The sequence below is a fragment of the Halorientalis persicus genome, from assembly GCF_900110215.1.
GTDB classification, from domain to species: domain Archaea; phylum Halobacteriota; class Halobacteria; order Halobacteriales; family Haloarculaceae; genus Halorientalis; species Halorientalis persica.
In genome coordinates this window covers 118,401-137,949 of record NZ_FOCX01000012.1, presented here as the reverse complement: position 1 = coordinate 137,949, position 19,549 = coordinate 118,401, and the positions used below count along the sequence as shown (strand labels likewise).

17 protein-coding genes, 1 tRNA gene and 1 pseudogene are annotated in these 19,549 nt (G+C 69.7%); 4 read left to right on the top strand and 15 right to left on the bottom strand.

Annotated elements, in window-relative coordinates:
* A pseudogene (locus tag BMX17_RS14110) lies at positions 1-286 on the bottom strand (IS6 family transposase); the annotation flags it as partial.
* Positions 287-406: 120 nt separating this feature from the next.
* On the opposite strand from BMX17_RS14110, the gene gfcR reads away from it, so the two are divergent.
* Positions 407-1,045 (top strand): transcriptional regulator GfcR, encoded by a 639-nt coding sequence (gene gfcR, locus BMX17_RS14105; protein WP_092661139.1) that lies wholly within the window; start codon positions 407-409, stop codon positions 1,043-1,045.
* Between the two features lie 40 nt (positions 1,046-1,085).
* Positions 1,086-2,138: an HTH-type sugar sensing transcriptional regulator TrmB gene (gene trmB, locus BMX17_RS14100; RefSeq protein ID WP_092661138.1), complete on the top strand. Its 1,053-nt coding sequence runs from the start codon at positions 1,086-1,088 to the stop codon at positions 2,136-2,138.
* Positions 2,139-2,194: 56 nt separating this feature from the next.
* On the opposite strand, the gene BMX17_RS14095 is transcribed toward trmB, so the two are convergent.
* The 8 genes from BMX17_RS14095 to psmA form a co-directional block, all read right to left on the bottom strand.
* Positions 2,195-3,409: an outer membrane protein assembly factor BamB family protein gene (locus tag BMX17_RS14095; RefSeq protein WP_092661137.1), complete on the bottom strand. Its 1,215-nt coding sequence runs from the start codon at positions 3,407-3,409 to the stop codon at positions 2,195-2,197.
* Between the two features lie 134 nt (positions 3,410-3,543).
* Positions 3,544-4,638 (bottom strand): AAA family ATPase, encoded by a 1,095-nt coding sequence (locus BMX17_RS14090; RefSeq protein WP_092661154.1) that lies wholly within the window; start codon positions 4,636-4,638, stop codon positions 3,544-3,546.
* Positions 4,639-4,678: 40 nt separating this feature from the next.
* Complete coding sequence (locus BMX17_RS14085; RefSeq protein ID WP_092661136.1) at positions 4,679-6,112, bottom strand: DUF7519 family protein; 1,434 nt, start codon at positions 6,110-6,112, stop codon at positions 4,679-4,681.
* On the bottom strand, positions 6,109-7,407 hold the full coding sequence (locus BMX17_RS14080) for a DUF58 domain-containing protein (protein WP_092661135.1): 1,299 nt from the start codon (positions 7,405-7,407) through the stop codon (positions 6,109-6,111). The genes BMX17_RS14085 and BMX17_RS14080 overlap by 4 nt, the downstream gene beginning before the upstream one ends.
* Positions 7,404-8,141, bottom strand: coding sequence for a DUF7269 family protein (locus BMX17_RS14075; RefSeq protein WP_092661133.1), 738 nt, complete (start codon positions 8,139-8,141; stop codon positions 7,404-7,406). Before BMX17_RS14075 ends, BMX17_RS14080 begins: the two co-directional genes overlap by 4 nt.
* On the bottom strand, positions 8,134-10,017 hold the full coding sequence (locus BMX17_RS14070; protein ID WP_092661131.1) for a DUF4129 domain-containing protein: 1,884 nt from the start codon (positions 10,015-10,017) through the stop codon (positions 8,134-8,136). Before BMX17_RS14070 ends, BMX17_RS14075 begins: the two co-directional genes overlap by 8 nt.
* A 94-nt stretch (positions 10,018-10,111) precedes the next feature.
* Positions 10,112-10,825, bottom strand: coding sequence for an archaeal proteasome endopeptidase complex subunit beta (psmB, locus tag BMX17_RS14065; protein WP_092661129.1), 714 nt, complete (start codon positions 10,823-10,825; stop codon positions 10,112-10,114).
* On the bottom strand, positions 10,822-11,562 hold the full coding sequence (gene psmA, locus BMX17_RS14060) for an archaeal proteasome endopeptidase complex subunit alpha (protein ID WP_092661127.1): 741 nt from the start codon (positions 11,560-11,562) through the stop codon (positions 10,822-10,824). The genes psmB and psmA overlap by 4 nt, the downstream gene beginning before the upstream one ends.
* Before the next feature lie 141 nt (positions 11,563-11,703).
* On the opposite strand from psmA, the gene BMX17_RS14055 reads away from it, so the two are divergent.
* Complete coding sequence (locus tag BMX17_RS14055; protein WP_092661125.1) at positions 11,704-12,123, top strand: GIY-YIG nuclease family protein; 420 nt, start codon at positions 11,704-11,706, stop codon at positions 12,121-12,123.
* A 22-nt stretch (positions 12,124-12,145) separates the two neighbouring features.
* Here BMX17_RS14055 and BMX17_RS14050 read toward each other — a convergent pair whose 3' ends face one another.
* The 6 genes from BMX17_RS14050 to BMX17_RS14025 all read right to left on the bottom strand — a co-directional run bounded on the left by BMX17_RS14050 (position 12,146) and on the right by BMX17_RS14025 (position 17,780).
* Positions 12,146-12,916, bottom strand: a complete 771-nt coding sequence (locus BMX17_RS14050; protein WP_092661123.1) for an enoyl-CoA hydratase/isomerase family protein — start codon at positions 12,914-12,916, stop codon at positions 12,146-12,148.
* Positions 12,917-12,968: 52 nt separating this feature from the next.
* Positions 12,969-15,260, bottom strand: coding sequence for a neutral/alkaline non-lysosomal ceramidase N-terminal domain-containing protein (locus BMX17_RS14045; protein WP_092661121.1), 2,292 nt, complete (start codon positions 15,258-15,260; stop codon positions 12,969-12,971).
* An 83-nt stretch (positions 15,261-15,343) separates the two neighbouring features.
* Positions 15,344-15,649, bottom strand: a complete 306-nt coding sequence (locus BMX17_RS14040; RefSeq protein WP_092661119.1) for a putative quinol monooxygenase — start codon at positions 15,647-15,649, stop codon at positions 15,344-15,346.
* Positions 15,650-15,735: 86 nt separating this feature from the next.
* Entirely contained in the window at positions 15,736-16,986 is a 1,251-nt protein-coding gene (locus BMX17_RS14035; RefSeq protein ID WP_092661117.1) for an RNA-guided endonuclease InsQ/TnpB family protein, read from the bottom strand.
* 103 nt (positions 16,987-17,089) lie between these two features.
* Positions 17,090-17,163, bottom strand: a tRNA-Ile gene (locus tag BMX17_RS14030).
* 71 nt (positions 17,164-17,234) lie between these two features.
* Positions 17,235-17,780 (bottom strand): FxsA family protein, encoded by a 546-nt coding sequence (locus BMX17_RS14025; protein ID WP_092661115.1) that lies wholly within the window; start codon positions 17,778-17,780, stop codon positions 17,235-17,237.
* 111 nt (positions 17,781-17,891) lie between these two features.
* On the opposite strand from BMX17_RS14025, the gene BMX17_RS14020 reads away from it, so the two are divergent.
* Entirely contained in the window at positions 17,892-19,517 is a 1,626-nt protein-coding gene (locus tag BMX17_RS14020; protein ID WP_092661113.1) for a DUF255 domain-containing protein, read from the top strand.
* The last annotated feature ends 32 nt before the right edge of the window (positions 19,518-19,549 follow it).

Here is a 19,549-nt window from a genome sequence, read left to right as displayed (position 1 = left end):
AGTATTGCTCGTCGTTGAGTCGGATCACGGTCTCGTCAACCGCAACGTGATCCGGACTGCATCCAGCTTCGGGCTGTAGATCTGCCTTGTGAACCCAATTATGCACGGTGGATCGCGCTCGCTCGACACCGAATATATCAAGAACCGAAACGGTATTCGAAAGAGAGAGTCCAGCAAGATGCAACTGAATACCGAGCTTCATCAGCAGTCGCGGTGTCGCCTCGCGTTCAACAAACTCTAAGTCGATCTGGTCGATACTTCCGCCGAGGCGTGTGTTTTCGGGCATAGGCACTCAGAAAACACATCGCCTCACTCTTCATCCTTATCTGAACACCGCCGTTGCGGGCACGGGAGGCGGATCGGCGACGGGAAAAGGCCATTACCGGCGGCGGTCAACCATGCCGGTATGAAGAACATCGACGACCTGATGACCAGCGCGGCGGAGCTGGCCGAGCGGGGCCTCTCGAAAGGCGAGATCGCCGACGAGTTGAACGTCTCCCGCGAGACCGCGAGCTGGCTGGTCGAACGCAGCGACGGCCCACAGACCAAGAGTACCCAGGAGGCCGCACCGGGGGGCCCCGAGGACATCCACGTCGACTGGAACGCCATCGGGCGGGACTCGAACCGACTGGGCCACGTCGGCTCGGCGATGGCCGACCTGCTCTCGAAACAGGGCGAAGAAGTCGACCTGACAATCGGGATCGAGAAGGCCGGCGCGCCGCTGGCCACGACGGTCGCCCGCGAACTCGACACCGATCTTGGGACCTACGCGCCCCGGAAACACCAGTGGGACGACGACGACATGGACGATCTGGGCGGCACGTTCTCCCGGAACTTCGCCCAGATCCGCGACCGGGACTGCTACGTCGTCGACGACACCATCACCAGCGGCACGACCATGACCGAAACCGTGCAGGCCATCCGCGAGCAGGGCGGCGAACCGGTCGCGTGCGTCGTCCTCGTCGACAAGCAGGGCGTCTCGGACATCGAGGGCGTCCCGGTGTACTCGCTGGTGCAGGTCATCCGGGTCGGCAACGACGACTGAAGGGACACACTGATTTGAGTCGTCGGCCTGAGAGTGCACAATGAGCGAGGAGGATCTGCACGCGACGCTTTCGCGGGTCGCCCAGCGGTTCGATTTCGGCGAGTACGAGTCGGCGGCGTACCTCACGATCCTGGAACACGGCCAGTTAACGGCCTCGGAGATCGCCGACCGGACGGACATCCCCCAGCCCCGCGTGTACGACACCGTGCGCGACCTGGCCGATCTGGGCCTGGTGGAACTCCAGGAGTCCCGCCCGATGCGCGTCCTCGCGATCGACCCGGAGGAGGCGTTCGCGGACTTCCAGTCCTCGCTCGACGACCTCGTCGACGGCCTCTCCCGGCGGTACACGGCCCCCGCCCGGGACACCGAGGCCGTCTCGCTGATCAAGTCCCGGTCGACGATCCTGCGCTATCTCGAAGAGATCATCGACGCCGCCGAGTACGAACTCATCCTCTCGCTCGATCCGGAACTGCTGGACCGGTTCGCCGACGACCTGCGCGCCCAGCACGAGGCCGGCGTCGCCATCGAACTCCTGCTGTCGCCGGCCGCCGACGTGCCCGACGCCGAGGCGTTCGACTACCTCGAGGTGGCGACGACGGTGCGAACCCGACGCGGTATCACGACCCCGGTCGTCGCGGTCGCAGACGGCGACTACTCAATCTACGCCACACAGGACGCCCTGCAGGGAGGCCGGGACCGCTACGGCGTGATCTTCAACCGCTCGGAGCTGGGCTTTCTGGTCTCTGGCTTTCTCAACACCGTCCTCTGGACGACCGCCGAGACCGTCGCCGAGGGCGTCGACGACCGTCCCTTCCCGCGCCGGTACGCGACGATCCGACGGTGTATCTCCGACCTCCGACACGCCGAGGGAGACTTCTACGCCTCCATCGAGGGCCGGGACGTGCTGACCGGCGACCACCGGGAGATCGAGGGCTCGGTCGATCAGGCGGCGTTCGGTGCCGGCCGCCAGACCGCGACGCTGGTCGTCGAGACCGACGACGGCCCCGTCGAGGTCGGCGGCCAGGTCGCCGCCGTCGAGGACGTGGAGGCCCACGAGATCCGGATCGGCGAAGGGAGTCCGCCCGGCGTCTGACTGTCGAGTGGTTGCGGGCTACCCACGGAAAGAGCGGCGTTTTTTCGGCCGGCGAGTTACGGCCCCAGGTGACCGAGCGTTCGGGAACGGACCCGCGACCCGTCACTCGATCCCGATCCGTCGATCGCGATGCCGTAGAGCGTCCCGTCGCCGGACCCGACGTACACCGTTCCGTCGGCGGCCGTGGGCGAGGAGAACACGTTTCCACCCGTCGAGTAGGACCAGTCCCCCGTCCCCGTCTCCCGGTCGATGGCGTAGAGGGTGTCGTCCTGGGAACCGACGTACACCGTGTCGTCGGCGACGGTCGGCGAGGAGAAAACGAGGTCGCCAGTTTCGAACGCCCAGGTTTCGGTCCCCGTCGCCGCGTCGACGGCGTATACGTTCCCGTCGTACGCGCCCACGAAGACGGTCCCGTCCGCGACCGTCGGAGACGACTGGACCCCGAATTCGGCCCCACCCGTCGCGAACTGCCATCGCTCCTGGCCCGTGGCGCCGTCCAGGGCGTACAGGGTAGCGTCGGACGAGCCGACGTAGACCGTCCCGTCGACCACGGTCGGTGACGAGCGAACGAGATCACCGGTCTCGAACCGCCACCGCCTGCGACCCGTCTCCGCGGCGACCGCGTACACCGCGTCGTCGAACGATCCCACGTAGACGGTGCCGTCGGCGACCGTCGGCGATGACTCCGCACTGTAGCCGACGCCGGTACGCCACCGCTCGTCACCCGTCTCGGCGTCGATCGCGTACAGATTCCCGTCCCGGGAGGGGACGTAGACCGTCCCGTTCCGGACCGTCGGTGACGCCTTCACCTTGTCGCCGGTCTCGAAGCGCCATCGCTCGTCCCCAGTCTCGGCGTCGACGGCGTAGAGACTGTGACCCGACCCGTCTTCGAGTCCGGTGCCGACGTAGACCGCCCCGTCGACGACCTGTGGCGAGGCGTATACCGCTCCGTCCGCCCCGAGCCGCCACCGTTCGGTCCCGCTCGCCGCGTCGACGGCGTAGAGGTGGCCGTCGGTCGAGCCCACGTAGACGGTCCCGTCGGCCACCGTCGGCGAGGAGAGGATGTCGTCGCCAGTGTCGAAGGTCATCGCCACGTCGCCGGCCGAGGCGTCCGATCCCTCGTCGTCGGTGTCGGTCGGCGACCGTGACTCGGTCGGAGTTCGGTCCGTGTCGTCTCGCTGGGCCGTACAGCCGGCGGTCAGGGTGAGGGAGAGTCCGCCGAGTCCGGCGAGCAACTCCCGGCGCTCCACCGGGTCGGTCGGCCCCGTCATCGTCGTCGTCCCCTCCGGCCGGTAGCGCTGACGCCGCCGTCACTGCCTGCCGCGTGCCAGGTCCTCGAACGCATCCTGTCCGTGTGCGCTCGCGGCTCCCACATTGGTGTTTGCATCGAGAGGCCGCGAGCGGACTAGAGCGAGTCGCCGGTGTCGGTGCCGTCCGAACCGGCCACGGAGTCGATATCGCCACTCCCGTCGGTCGGCCGGTCCTGGGCCTGTCCACCACCGGTCGGATCGTCGGCGGACGGGGACTCGTCCGCCTCGGGAGCAACCCCGGGTACGTCGACGGCGTCCATCGCGTCGCGGACGATATGGCGGGCGTCGACCCCCTCGACGCCGGCGTCGGTCGTCAGGACGATCCGGTGAGCCATCGCGGGTTCGGCGATCCGTTTCACGTCGTCGGGCGTGACGTACTCGCGCCCGGAGAGGACGGCCCGGGCGCGGGCCGCCTCGAAGGTGCGCTGGATGCCACGGGGCGAGACACCGACCGCGGCGCGGTCGTCGTCGCGGGTCGCCCGCGCCAGGTGGACGATGTACCGGCGCACGTCCTCGTCGACGCGGACGTCCTCGGCGGCCTCGCGCATCGCCCGAACGGTCGCGGCGTCGGCCGCCGGGTCGACGCTCGGGGCCAGCGTCCGCCGGTCGGCCCGACGGGCGAGCAACTCCATCTCGCCCTCGATATCGTTGTAGCCGATCGAGGTTTTGACGCTGAAGCGGTCGCGCTGGGCCTCGGGCAGGCGGAAGGTCCCCTCCTGTTCGATCGGATTCTGCGTGGCGACGACGACGAAGGGATCGGGAAGCTGGTGGGTCTCGCCGTCGACGCTGACCTGGCGCTCCTCCATGGTCTCGAGCAGCGCGGCCTGGGTCTTTGGCGGCGCGCGGTTGATCTCGTCGGCCAGCACCACGTTGGTGAAGACCGGGCCCGCCGCGAACTCGAAGCGGCCCTCGTGTTCGTTGTAGACGTTCGAGCCGGTGATGTCGGAGGGCAACAGGTCGGGCGTGAACTGGATGCGGGCGAACTCCAGCCCGAGCGCCTCCGCGAGCACGCGAGCGGTCACGGTCTTGCCGGTGCCGGGTACGTCCTCGAGCAGGACGTGGCCCCGCGCGAGCACGGCGGTGAGGATCGTCTCCAGCACCTCCCGGTCGACGACGGCCGCCGACCCGATGCGGTCGAGGACGGCCTCGCTCCGCTCGGCGGCGTCCCGAATCCCCAGTGCGTCGGTCATACCCACCACGTCACAGTCCACCGACATGAACGCCCGGGGTTCACCCGCGGATGGGACCGAGCAGGGCGAGGACGCCCGCGACGGCCAGCACCACCGCCGAGAGGACGGGCCCCTGCGGACCGAGACGGCCGAACAGGATCGACAGCCCGGTCGCGAGGACCACAGCACCCACGGCGAGGCCGACGGCGGCGACGCCGTGGAGCAGTTCCAGTCGGCGCGTGTCCGGCCGGTGGCCGAGTTCGACCGTCAGTCCGAGGCCGAACTCGCCGGCGTCCCAGACGACCATCGACCCCGCGACGCAGGCGAACACGACGGGAGCAGGGGTCCGGAGCGCGGCCGCGCCGATACCCGCGACCAGCAGGCCGGCGCTGGCGAGCGAGAGCGACCCCGCCCGGTCGGGGAGGACGCCGAGTTCGACCGCGAGCGGCCCCACCGAGTAACACAGCATGAACAGCAGGCCGCCGATCAGGAGCAAGGCGGCCAGAAACGCCGCGCCGGACAGGCCGGCCGCCCCGCCGCGACCGGCGAGCAGGAGTCCCAGAACCGGGAAGGGGACCGCGAACAGCGCGAGCATTCCGAACGTCGGGCCGACGAGCCAGTCGGCGTTCCCGGCGGTCGCACGCCGGGCGAGGGCGGCGAGCAGTGCGACCAGCAACGCGCCGACCCCGACGAGAAACACCGGCAGGCGCACCCAGACCGTCGACAGCGCGCCGAGAAGCAGTGCCAGTCCCGGCGTCCGGTAGAGCCCCGTCATCGCGCCGACCATCTCCAGCACGCCGAGCAGGAACCAGCCGGAGACACAGGCGGCGACGACCCACTTCGTCACCTCGCGCCAGCGGTCGCGCCGTCGGTCCACCTCCTCGCGAGAGAGTGCGAGCAGGTGCGCGAGCGGGAGTCGCGTCGCCGCCAGCCAGACCGCACTGGCGGTGAACGCGAGCAAGAAGAGCAGGGTCGCCAGCGACGGCACGTCCGGCGCGACGCCGAACTCCCAGAGCAGGAGTGCGACGGCCGCGACGATGGACAGGACGACGCCAGCGACGAACGGGAGGAGGACGCCGGCCCAGCCCTGCTTCATGGCACGGACGGTCGTGTCGTGGGTGACGTTCGCCCAGGCGCTTGCCAGCCCCATCGCGGCGAGGCCACACCCGAGCGCGAGCAAGAATCCGCCGGGCCCGCCAACGAGCGTCGCGGCGGCCACGCCACCGAGCCAGAGCAATCCGCCCGGCATGAAACAGAAGTGACCGACCGCCAGCCCGTCGAGACTCTCCCGGTCCAGCAACGCCGTCCCGACGGCGATCAGTCCGCCGCCGAGCACCGCGAGTTGCACCGCGTCGAGCAGGCCGCTCGTGAGCCCGGCCGCGACCGTGACGACGACGGTCACGACCGCCGCGACGCCGAGACTCGCGGCCCGTGCCCGCCCCTCGTCCCCGATCGCCGACGGCCGATCCAGCCGTGGCCCGAACAGCAGGATCACGGCGACCCCCCCGTGAGCGCCCCTCGGGCCTCGGCGGCGAAGGCCGCGTCGAGGACGGCATACAGCGGCGTGGCTCGACTCCAGTCGACAGCTCGTGCGCCCGCCGCCTGACAGTTCGCCAGCCGGGTGTGTCGCCGGACCGTCTCGAACTGCCCGGTGACCGTGTTGTGTGTCAGCACGTCCGGCGAGAGGACGACCCGCGAGTAATCCCGGACGCCCCACGCCTCGACCGTCTCGACCGGCCAGTCGTCGAGCAACGGCGAAAAGAGGACGAGTTGCGCGCGGGGCGGCGCGAGCGTGGCGATCCGACTGGCCTGGGCGTCGGGGTCGACCGCGCTCCCGTCGGCGGTCGCCTCTGTCGCCGTCGCCAGCAGGTCCCGCGCCCGCGCTCTGCGGTCGCGGCCCGACCCGGGCGCGAGCCAGTGGAGGCCGGCGGCGTCCGGGCCGTCCGCACCGACGACGGCGACGCCCACCTCGTGGCCGGCCCCGAGCAAATCCTCCAGCGCGTGGGTCGCCGCGTAGGCGGCCAGCTCGACCGCGGTCGGGCGGGCTGGCCCGGCGACGACGCGGCTGATCGGGCGCGCGTCGACGACGAGCACGACGCTCGAGGCGCGCCGTTCCCGGTAGTTCACCGTCGTCAACGCCTCGCGTTTGGCGTAGTGTCGCCAGTCGATCCGTGAGGCCGGATCGTCGCGTCGATAGGGCCGCGTCGAGTGGAACTCCAGGCCCTGGCCGGGCGAGTCGGTGGGCATCCCGCCGGCGAAGCGGTCACCCTCCTGTTCGATCGGGGGCGCGCTGGCGTCGAGCCGGCAGTGCAGTCGACCCTCACCGCTGGCCGCGACCGACCGGTCGGCGGCCGCACCCGCGCCGAAGCTCCGGACGCGAGCGCGTGGCTCGCCGAACTCGTGGTCGCCGCGTTTGGCCACGACGCTGTACTCGGCCCGGAGGGTCTCGCCGGGTTCCAGCGCCGTCCCGCCCCGGGGCGACCCGTCGATCACGCCCAGTGCCTCGGGGACGGCGTCGGCGACGCGCACGTCCGGTAGCGGGTCCGGACCGGCGTTTTCGACGGTCAGTGTGACGGCAACCTCCTGTCCCGGCGGGGCGGTCGCCGGCTCGATCTCGCGATGGGCCCGCAGTGCCACGTCGGCGTCGGCCGTCGAGAGGACGCCGTAGGCCAGGTACAGGAGGGGGACGACGGCCGCGAGCAGGAGGCTGGCGTAGCCCGCCGCCGCGCCGACCGTCGCTAGGACGGCCGCCGCGGCCAGCCCGGCCGTCCAGCGCGCGGTCGGGTTCATCGCTCGTCCTCCCCCGTCGGTGCCGGGCTGTCGGCAGCGGGCTGGAGACTGCCATCCACGTCCCGCTGGAGCGTCTCCAGTCGCGGCCGGACGATGCGAACGCGACGCGGAGCGTCCTGTCCGGGGACCTGCGGGAGCGTCTCGGTGGCCGCTTCGTCGATGGCCGCGACCGCGCGCCGGACGCGCCGCCTGAGTTCGCGTTCGGGGTAGAGCCAGCCCGCGAGTCGCGCACGGACCGACCGCTCGGGCATCGAGACCGTCGAGGAGCAGACCGCCCTCGCGACGGGATCGTCGGTCCAGGTCCCACGCCGGATCGACTCGCGAGCCGCCGCCCGGTCGGTACCGCCCGCGACCAGCGCGTCTTCGAGCGCCCGCGACACGAGCGGCCGGACCGTGTCGACGCCGGCCGCGACCGACCGCTCCGCCCGGGCTCGGTCGCCGGCCTCTGTCATGGCGTCGGCGAGTGCCCGCCCGGACAGTGCGGTGTCCGCGGGCGTCCGCTCGGGTGCCGGCGACACGAGCGGGCCCGCGGCGGACTCGACGGACTCGGACGTGCCGACCCGCCACAGCGCCCACCCGATGGCGACCAGTACGAGCAAGATCGCCACCCCCCGCACCGCCGGATCCGACTCGGGTACGGCACCGGAGACGGCCGCCCGAACGGCGATCCCGAGACTCGTCAGGATCGCGACCACGCCGACGGCGATCCGGAGCCGCGACAGCCACTTACCCACGGTCGGTCACCTCCGGCTCCTCGTCCGGTCGGTCGTCGTCCGCGTCGGCGGCCTCGCGGTGGTCGCGCAGGGCGTCGAACGCCGTCCGGGCGCGCTCCTCGCGCTCGGGTGTCTCCGACCGCCCGCCGTACTCCACGTCCCGGAAGACCCGCGTGAGGTCCCGCACCGACTCGCGGGGAAAGCCCGTCTCGGCGGCTTCCCGCGCGACCTCGCCGGGCGTCCGCTGGGGCCAGCGCTCCGGCGCGATCCACCGGGCGAACGCCCGCCAGCGTTCGCGCAGTCCCGAGGGGTCGGTGCCCCGATCGCTGGCGGGCGTTGCCACCGTCTCGCCGTCCGCCGTCCTGGCGTCGTCGGCCCCGCGCTTGCGGAGTCGGCCGGGCAGTCCACGGAGCCACGTCAGCGCCGCCGCGAGTGCGGCCCGGAGTCGACCCGGCAGGGACAGCAGCCACGTGAGCGCGCCCGTTACCGACTCACGAACGGCCCCGAGGATTCCCAGCCCCCACAGTGACGCGAGCGCGGCGCGGAGGGCGCGCACCCGGGCGGCCAGCCAGTCGAGCAGTCCTTCGAGCGCGGCGGTGACCCGGAAGGCGAGCCCGACGAGCCAGCGCGCGACCCGACGGCACCGGTCGGTCAGCGACGTGGCTGTCCGTCGGACGTTGGCGGTCCGTCCGCGCAGTTTCGCGACCGCGAGCGCGAGGGCGAGAACGACCAGCACGGTGACGAGCGCCGTCAGCGCGTACAGCCCCAACAGTGACTGGCGCGCGGTCAACTCGCCCGACCGGAGCGCGATCGACGCGGTCGGATCGGTCGGGAGCGAGAACGCAAGTCGGCCCTGGGCGTCGGTCGTCCCCAGTCGCTCGCCGCCCAGCGTCACCGTGGCGTTCGGGACCGTCCGGTTGCCCAGGCGCGCGACTACCACCGCGTCGCCGCCGGGGATCGCCAGAATCGCAGTCGGTCGCACGACCGCCCGGAGGTCGATCACGTCGACGGTTTTCCGCCCGGCGAACTCGCCGCGCTCGACGCGGACCGTCAGCGAGTCGCGGCCGTCGGTCGGAATCTCCAGCCCATAGTGCCCCTCGTCGTCGGTCGTCCCGACACGCTCGCCGTCGACTGTAACCGTCGCCTCCCGCATCGGTTCGCCGTCGATCCTGGCCGCGAGACTCACTCGCTCGCCCGGGATCGGTTCCCCCTCGACCCGAATCTCCACTTCGCCGTCGAGGGTGACCGCGCGTGTGACACGCGGCCCGTCGGTGTCGTCGCCGTCGTCCTCGCCGGGCCAGTCCTGCCCCGCGTCGGCCCTGCGAAGCGGTTCAGGGGACCTGGGACCGGTACCCACGCCCGGCGCGACCGCGGCGCTCGCGGCGGCCGCCTCGACGCCGGCGGTCTCCCGGGAGTTCGAACACGTCGAGCCGGCGGGCAGCGTGGCGTCGAGCGTGAGTTCGCGTTCGTAGGGCACCTCGACCGGGACCGTGCCCCGCTCGTCGGTCGTGCCGACGACCTCGCCGTCGAGCGAGACGCGCGCGCCGTCGACCCGCCCGCCGTCGTCGAGGACGACGACCGGAACGGTGGCTCCGGGCGTCGGCTCCGCGGCGAACCGCACGGTACAGGGAGTGGCTCCGCCACCGTCGCGGTCGTCGGGATCGTCACTAGCCAGCCATGCCAGCAGTTCCTCGATGGCGTCGCCGAACCCACCGCCTCCACCGGAGCCGCCGCCACCGCCCGACGGAGCCTCCGGACTCCCGCCGGGACCACCTGGGCCGAGACCCGGCCCCGCGGTAACCTGTGGCGCGGCGAAGGCGGCCACGAGCAGGCCAAGCGCACACAGCGCGAGCAGAGCCAGCTGTCGCTGGCGAGCGGGCCGTCCCCCCTCAGCCATCGGTCACCCCACACACGCAACCGAACGCAGACACTGTCAGTGCGCTGTCGATTCAGCCGCCACGAACTATAGTGTTACTGAAAAAGGGAGACGGTTACAGGAGGTCGTCGTACTCGTAGGTGTCGATTTCGACACCCTCGCCGGTGACTTCGGCGACGACGAGCCCGTTCCCGGAGCCGGTGTCACGTTCGGCCGCGGAGCTGACCGCGTCGGCGGCGACCGTCTTCGCCTCTTCCATCGAGAGGTCGTCCTCGTACTGGCTCTCGAGGGTCCCGTAGGCGACCATGAGCCCAGACCCGGTGACCGTGTAGTCGTCCTCCATCACGCCCCCGGCCGGGTCGATGCTGAACACGTGGCTCCCCTCGTCGTCGACGCCCCCGAGGATCGGGTTGATCGCGAAGAAGGGGCCGCCACGGGCGAAGTTACCCGCGAGCGTCGCCAGCGCGGACATACTGATGTCCTCGCCGCGACGGGTCTCGTAGAGGTTGACCTCGGCGCGCAGCGAGCGGATAAAGGACTGGGCACCGCCCACCGACCCCACCAGCGTCAGCGCTGCAGTGGGGTGGATCTGCTCGACCTTCTGTACGTTCTTGTTCGAGACGAACCGGCCACCCAGCGACGCGCGGCGGTCGGTCGCCACGATGACGCCGTTCTCGGTCGCGATGCCGATGGTGGTCGTCCCCGTCTCGTTTACCTTCTCGTTGTCCTGTTCGGTCGTGTTGGGCAGCTGACCGAGTTCCGGCTCGTAGGGGTTCTGCAGTCCCTCCTCCAGACTCGGTGGGCCGCCCGCTGGGTTCATGTCGTTCATTCCTCGTCACCTCCGATGTCGGCTTCCTCGACGTACTGTTTGATCTCCTCGGTCTCGTGGCGGCGGTACTGCTCGGTCTCGACGTCGATGGTCCCGAGAGCGACGCCTTCGGGGTCGATCCCCTCGTCGCCGACCGTGTCGAGGCCGCGCAGCGCGAGGTCGATCCCGCCGTCGAGATCGAGGTCGTCGCGGTACTCCGCCTCGAAGAAGTCGATGAGGTCCTCGCGGTTCCCGCCCACGGCGAGTGCCTGCCACTCGTATGGCGTGCCGGAGGGATCGGTCTCGAACAGGCGCGGCTCGCCGTTCTCGATCCCGCCGACGATCAGCGCCACGCCGAACGGACGTGCGCCGCCCGTCTGCGTGTACTGCTGGATCTGGTCGGTGATTCCCTTGGTCAGCGACTCCACGCCGATGGGCTCGCCGTACCGGAGCTGGTTGACCTGCGCCTGCCGTCGCGCGAAATCGATCAGCTGGCGGGCGTCGGCGACGTGACCGGCGCTGGCGATGCCGATGTGATCGTCGATCTTGTGCAACTTCTCGACGCTCTCACGCTCTAAGAGCGGAGAACGTACCCGCGTGTCGGCTGCGAGGACGACGCCGTCCTCGGTGCGAACACCGACGCTTGCGGTGCCGCGCTTGACGGCCTCACGGGCGTACTCGACCTGATAGAGGCGTCCGTCCGGGGAGAAGATCGTGATGCCCCGGTCGTAGGCCTGCTGTTGTGCGTTTCCCTGCATAGTTTGCATCGAAAGCCGGGGGTGGCCTTCACCTTGGGTTAGTGCCTCCCGTATTTAAACCCATTTATGGTAGCAAGTGACACCGTCACCGAAGGGAGCCACAGTCGGAAGGTCGATTTGGGCGCGAGGTGAAGTCCCGGCGTGGTCGGAGGAACGTACACTATCGTGGTCAACCTTCCGGAACCGGAGACGCTTACGGTCGGGTCGCTCGGCCGACAGGAACTACCCGCCGGCTACTACGCCTACACCGGCAGCGCGTTCGGTCCCGGCGGCTTCGCCCGAGTCGACCGCCACCACGAAATGGCCGCCGGCAAGCGCGACACCAGACACTGGCACGTCGACTACCTGCTGGGCGACACCGCCGCGCGGATCGAAACGGTGGCCCGCTCGCCCGAGGCCGAAATCGAGTGTGCCGTCGCCCGCGAGGTCGCCGAGACGGCCTCGGTCGTAATCGACGGCTTCGGCGCGTCGGACTGTGACTGCCCCGCGCATCTGCATCACCACGCGGCTCGGGACGCACTCGTCGCGGCCGTCCGCGGTGCGCACGACCGACACGGGTGAGTCGGGGTTGCGGGCGAATCCCTCAGCGCCCCTCGAACTCGGGTTCGCGGCCCTCGAAGAACGCGCCGACGCCCTCGGCGAAGTCCTCGGTCTCGAAGATCCGGTCCTGCGCGCGGGCCTCCGCGCGGAGCGCCTCCTCCATCGAGCGGTGGGTGGCGCGCTGGACCAGGCGCTTGGTCTCGCCGACCGCCAGCGTCGGGCGCGAGGCCAGCGTGGCGATGCGTTCGGCCACCATGTCCTCGAACTCCTCTGTGTCGAAGGTCTCCGTGGCGATGCCCATGTCGACGGCCTCCTCGGCGTCGACGCGGCGCGCGGTGACGAGCAGGTCGAGCGCGCGGCGGACGCCGACCAGTCGCGGCAGGACGTAGGTCGCGCCGGTGTCGGGCGCGAGGCCGATGTCGGTAAAGCCCCAGCCAAAGACGGCGTCGTCGCGGGCGTAGACGAAATCACAGGCCGTCGCCAGGGACGCCCCTGCGCCCACGGCGACGCCGCGGACGACCGCGATGGTGGGTTTCTCCATCCGCAGGAGCGCGACCGCGATGGCGTTCAGCCCAGTCTCGAGTTCCTCGATCACGCTCTTCCCGTCCATGCCGCCCGAGAGATCGATCCCGGAACAGAAGGCGTCGCCGTCGCCCTGCACGACGACCGCGCGGACGCCCGCGTCGTGTTCGAGTGCGCGGAGTTCCTCGGCCATCTCCTCGCTGGCCTCGGCGCTGATGGCGTTTTTCCGGTCGGGGTTGCTGATCGTCACCGTCGCGTAGTCGTCGTCGCGCGTGACCTCGATATCGGTCATGGCCTGTGTGAGGAGGCCCGGGGTTAGAATGGTTGTGGGTCGGTTGTGAGGGTCAGGTCGGGAAGGTTCCGATCCCGAACAGTCCGGGCGGATCGCCGCCGCCGGTCCCCATCGTGTCCGGCCAGTCCAGGTCCGCGACCGACCCCACCGCCAGATCGGTCGCCGCACCGCTCCGATTCCCGAGGCCGTCGACCAGCCCGTTCTCGGGGACGGTCACGGTGTCGCCCGCGCTCACGCCCTCGACGGTGGTGACCCAGCCCTCGGTGTCGGGGTCCCACTGGGCGTCGTGCTCCGAGCCGCCGACCTCGACGGTCAGCGATCCGCCCTCGGGCTGGATCGGGCGCACGCGGAGATTTTCCTCGGGATCCGGCGGCGGGTTCTGTGCGACGAAGATGAGTCGCGTCGGCTGGTCGCCGGGGCCAGCGTTCTCGGCGCGGACGCCCCGGAGGCGCAGGTCGGTCGAGGGGACGACCTCGAACGTCTGGCTCGTGAGGTCGTACTTCGCGGCGTTCACCCGGAGCCGGTAGGTGCCGGTGGGCAGGTCCGGTGGCACGTCGTAGCGGACGGTGTAGTCGCCGAACCACTCGGTCCAGACGAAGCCGAGGCCGAGGTCGGTCGTGACCGTCTCCCACCCGCCCCTGGACTGGCGCTCCAGCAGGACGAACGGTTCGTCGACCGGCCGGTCTTTCCCGGCCCAGCCACCGTCCCAGTCCAGCGTGACCACGTCCATTCGCTCGACGGTGCGGGCGGGCTGGTCGGTGATCTCGCCATCGTCGTCGCCGCCGTCGGCCGGTGCATCAGGGATCGACGGTCGCGATCCCGATGGGTCGACGGGCTCGCCCAGCCCGTCGCCGAACGCGGCGGCGAGGTCGCGCTGGCGGTTCCGGATCAACAGCGAGGAGTACTGGCCGAAGGCGGTGTTACCGCCCTCGTAGTCCTGTTTGTTGTACTCCTCGGGCGTGGTGAAGTAGCCGTTGTAGCCGTTCGCGATGCCGACGACGGCCACGTCCGCGACGGCGTCGGGCGCGGCGTCGCTGGCGGCCGCTCGCATCCGCCGCCCCATCTCGACGGTCGGCTCGCCGGGGACCGTCACGAGCAACTGGTCGCCCACACGCATCGCCTGCACTTCCACGTCCGTCGAGTAGGGGGCCGGCGCGAGCGGTATCTTCCGGCCCAGCACGTCGTCGGCCAGCCACTCCGGTCGACGCTTGCCCTCCAGTTCCAGCCCCGAGAACGGTGTCGGCCCGTTCTCCCCACCGTCCAGCGTCGGGACGCCGACGATGGCGTCGTCGTCTACCGGCTTGCCGGATTCGACGTCCTGCCCCCGGTACTCGTCGTGGGTCGCGCGACCGCCGACCGGCAGGTCACGAACGAGGGTGTCGCCCGCCGACTGCCAGGCGTCCCACATCGCCCGCTCGACGCGGATGGCCGTCCGCTCGGCCACGGCGTACTGCGCGTAGTCGTCGTAGCGCGGGATCTGGTCGCCGACGCGTCCCGTGGTGTAGATGGCCATCGGCGCGTCGCCGTCGAACCGCCGGTCGAACCACCGCGTCGCCACGCCTGGGAAGTCCGCCGAGAAGGTCGTGTTGGCCGGCGTGAACGCAGTCGGATGATTGCCGAACAGCGTCCACGCGCAGATCGGCGTCCCGTCGGTCCCCTCGACGCGGAGCATCCGAACCGTGGTGTCCCGCGCCCGATCCGGATCGACCGGGTGGTCCTCGGGTGACCCCTCCCCGATGGGAATATCGAGCCCGAAGTTCGCGAGGTGGGCCTCGATGGAGCGGTTCCAGTTGCCTTCCTCGACCGTCCCAGTGGCCCAACCCGCCCGCGCCGGCCGGCGGTTCGCGTCGGCCGCGGCGATGGCGTCGCCGATCTGCCCGGCGATCCACGCACCGGGCGAGTTCGGGCCGGCGTGGGTGTGTGTCGCCGCGAACAGCACCGACCCGCGGTCGAACCCCAGCGGCCGGACGTGGTCGATCACCGCGTCCCGGACCGCCGGCTTCCCGAGGTCCGCCGACACCAGCGCGACCTTTCGCTCGCCGTCGCCGAGTACCAGCGCGTGTGCGAACAGCCGGATCGCCACGCCCTCCGCGCGGATGTCCGGCCGCACGTACCCGAAGAACGACCCCCCGTTCTCCGGCGTGATGTCCCGTTTCGCGACCCCCGCAGTCAGCGGTCCGCCCGCGTCCGCTGTGGTCTCGCCGGCGGCCGTTCCGCTGGCCAACCCGGCCGTGAGCCCGGACAGCGCCGCCGCCTGGACGAATCGCCGGCGGTTCAACACCCCTGTACGCTCCGCTCCCCGTCGGTCCGGGGCCCCCGACCCCGAACCACCCGAATCACGCATCGTGTCACCGTATACCGAACTCTACAGCAAGTAGATTCGGACGGATATGAAGGTCTATTTATAAGAGAGAGCGGATCCGCCGTTCAGAGTTCCACTTCGCTCATCGAGTCGACCTCGAACCGGAGGATCTCGGGATCCCCGGCGAGCCAGTCGCTCAGCGCCGTGAGGAACTCGGTGAAGTGGTCGGTCTGGGAGTGGGCCGCGAAGGCCTCTTCGTCCTCGTACCGTTCGACGAAGCGGACGACGTTCTCGTTTTCCACGTCGGTGGTCGCCCGGTAGTCGAGCAGCCCGTCCTCGGCGCGGGACTGCTCGGCCAGGTCCTCGATGTGTGTCAGTGCTTCCTCGCGCTTGTCGGGGTCGATGGGGAAACTCGCGTGTACGACGATCATCGCACTCGGTGGACGGGTGGCAGGCAGGAAAAGCTATCCGTCGGTTACGAAGGGCCAAACCGGATGTCGACTGTCGCGCCACTGGCTCACCCTGACGAGGTTGCTGCAGGATTGGGCGACTCGTCCGTGGACTCGTACGGAGCGAACCCGCTGCGTTCGCTGACGGCCCCGGACTTCAGGGCGTATCGACTGACACCCCTCCGCCGGGAAGACTGTTGCTCCCGACGGAGATACGCCGCAGCCACGTTCTTGGCTGCGTTGTAGTCGGCGTGATTCCGGTTTCCACACGCCTCGCACTCGAACGTCTCCCTGCTGGGACGGTTCGTCTCGGCGACGTGGCCACACTCGGCACACCGCCGCGAGGTGTTCCGGGGGTCAACCGTATCGACGAACAGCCCTACCGCTTCTGCCTTGTACTCGACGTACTCGTAGAGCCGTTCGAAGGCCCACTCGGCGTGCCAGGCCGCATTCGGGAGTCGAGTGCGAATACCGGACAGCTCCTCGAAAACGATTCCGTCACAGCCGAAGCGACGAGCCTCTGCAACGATTCCGTTCGCCACGCTGTGGAGGACGTGTTTCACGAACTCGTCTTCGCGGCCACCGACGGTTTCCAGAGTTCGATGCGCGCTCCGGGAGCCACACTTCTGGAGACCGCCACGGACGCGCTCGAACTCGCGCCGTCGGTGGTTCAATTCACCGGCCGAAAAGAACCGGGCAGTGCTGGTGACGGCGATCTGTTCGACACCGAGGTCGACGCCGAGAACCGTTCCGTTCTCGGTCGTCTCGCCTTCGGTCTCGGGTCGGCGTTTGCGAAATCCGAGGTGGAGGAACCAGTCGCCGTTTCGGTAGTGGAGTGTACTCTCGGTCGGTTCCCACTCGCCGTCGAGATACTGTCGCTGGTAGCCGTCTTCGTCTTCGGGCAGCACGAGGTCACACCGCACGCGAGAGTGGTCGCCGGCCACCGTGAGCGACACCTGTTCGTCTTCCTCGAAGACCGTCATCGTCCGCGAGTCGTACCTGACCGTCGGACTCGTGTAGGTGGGTTTGGACGCCTTCCGGCCGTTCTCGCGACGTGACCGACAGGATCGGATGTTTTCCGCAGCCTGATGCGTGGCGAGAATCGTGTGCTGACTTCCGAGGGTGGTCCGGTCGCGAATCTCGTCGTAGGCCAGCGATTGGACAGCGGATTTGTCGTGGCACCGATTCCAGGCCTTTTCGACAGCGATCTGGCAGCCACGCCGCCACGCGTCCACAGTATCGCGGAGCAAGCGCTCGTCCTCGGTGGTCACCGAGAGTCGGGTGATCGCTGTCCGACGGAGGTACTCGTCCGACGACACGAATTTCAGTTCGAGTGTCGTGAATATAAGACCAGCGACCGCTCTCGATTTCGTCCCACGCGGACGTAGATTCGACTACAGAAGCCTTGGTTCGATCGAAAAGTGGGCCAACACGGATTTGAACCGTGGACCTCCCGGTTATCAGCCGAGCGCTCAACCTGACTGAGCTATTGGCCCAGGTGAGCGCATCAGAGTGTTCCGCCCTGCCTATGTTAAGCGTTTCTTTTCATCGAGAGGGTGACGAGCGTTCACACCCGCTCGTTCGAGTCGTCGTCCGCGTCGTAGGACTCGCGGTCCACGTCGTAGGTGTCCTGTGAGTCCGGGCCGGGCCCGCCCTGTCCCGGTTGTTCCGGGCCGGGCTGGCCCTGGCCCTCGCCGCCGGGGAAGCCGCCGACGTAGACGTTGCCGCTGGCGAAGCCGCTGGTCTTGGCATCGACGTAGGGCGTGACGACCCACTTCTTGGCCGCCAGCCGCACGGGATAGCGGGTGAAGGGGATCACCAGCACCAGGCCGACGAGGTCGGTGACGAGGCCGGGTGTCAACAGCATCGCACCGGAGATCAACAGCAGGCCGCCGTCGATGAGTTCGTCGGTCGGGGGCTCGCCCTGGGCGAGTTTGCCCTGGATCTTCCGAAGGGTGTGTCGACCCTCTGCCCGGACCAGGAGCATCCCGATCAGCGCGGTGAGGACGACCAGCGCCACGGTGGGGACGAACCCGATCCAGCCCGCGATGGTCACCAGCAAGACGATGTCCAGAAGCGGGATGAGCAGGAGGAGCCCGATAATACGGAGCATGAGGGGCAGTAGCGGACCAGCACTCAAAATAGAACCGCTTCCGGCCGGATTTCGGGTCGTGCACCGAGCGCGGGACGCAGGATACTTGTTCGGCGACGGCTACCGCTCGGTATGGACGACTCCGCGGCGCGCACCAACGTCGAGTGGCGCGAGTGGGGCCAGGACGCCTTCGACGAGGCCGCGCGGGCCAAAAAGCCCGTCTTGCTCTCGCTGTCGGCCCCCTGGTGTGCCCACTGTCACCAGATGGACGCGACCACCTACACCGAGCCACGCATCGCGGCCAACATCAACGACGGCTTCGTGCCGGTTCGGGTCGACGTGGACCGATACCCGCGGGTCCGGGAACGCTACAACATGGGCGGGTTCCCCTCGACGGTCTTCTGTACCCCGTCGGGGGACATCCTGACCGGGGCGGGCTACCTCGGCGTCGACGGCTTCCGCGAGATTCTGGACTCGGTGCGACGCACCTGGGACGGCAAGGGCGAAGAAGCCGGCCGTGTGCCCCGCGCGCTCCGGGACGGCACGCCCCCGAGCGGCGAGGTCCGCGCCCGCATCGAGGAACACATGGTCGAGCAACTGCTCGGAGCCTTCGACGACGAGTTCGGCGGGTGGGGATCGGACACGAAGTTCCCCCTTCCTCGTACTGTGGAGTTCGCGCTGGTCCGGGACCGCGATCAGGCGACCCGCACCCTCGAAGCGATCCAGACCCACCTGCTGGACACCTACGACGGCGGGTTCTATCGGTTCGCGACGGGCCGGGACTGGAGCGACCCCCATCGAGAGAAACTGCTCGACGAGAACGCCGCGCTGGTCCGGGCGTTCGCCCGCGCGTACCGCTACACCGGCGAGGCGTCCTATCGGGAGACCGCCGAGACGACCGTGGAGTACCTCACCACGGACCTGTGGACGGGCGAGGCCTTCGCCGCGAGTCAGGCCAGCGACGACGAGTACTACCGGATGAGTCCGACCGACCGTGAGGACGCCGACCCACCGAGTATCGACGAGACGGTGCTGGCCGACCGCAACGGGATGGCCGCGGGCGCGTTGCTCGCGCTCCACGCGTACACGGACGACGAGTCGGCCCGCCGGTACGCCGAGCGGGCGCTCGATCACGTCCTCGACGAACTGGTCGACGACGGCGAAGTGACCCACTACCGCACCGACGAGGAAGTCGGCGAGTCGGGCCTGCTCGCCGACCAGACCGGACTCCTGCAGGGGCTGACCACGGCCTGGCAGGTCACCGGCGCGTACGGCGACGCGGCGACGGCGGTCGCCGACTACGCGCTCGCGGAACTCCAGGACGAGGACGGTGGCGCGTTCCGGGACGGTACTCCCGAGGGCCCGGGACTGCTGGACGAACCGCTGTATCCGCTGGACACTAACGTCGAACTCGCCGACGCGCTGGTCGATCTGGCCGCGCTCACGGGGGAGGATCGCTACCGCGAGCGGGCCCGCGAAGCCATCGCGGCCTTCGCCGGCGCGGCCGAGCGCATGGGCGTCGAAGTGGCCAGTTACGCCACGGTCGCCTCCCGGCTCCAGTCGCTCCGGGTCTTCCGGATCGGCGCGCCCGCCGGGAGCGACCTCCACCGGGCCGCGCTCCGGGTCGCGGACCACGAAGCCGTCGTCGTCCCGGCCGCCGAGGGCCTCGACGGCGAGGCGGAAGTCGTCGACGACGGCGAGGTTACTGGCACCGCGGAAACGCCGGACGGCCTCGCCGAACTCGCGACGGGTTCATAAAAACCACTGCGGTAAACCTGCGATGCGTTTAT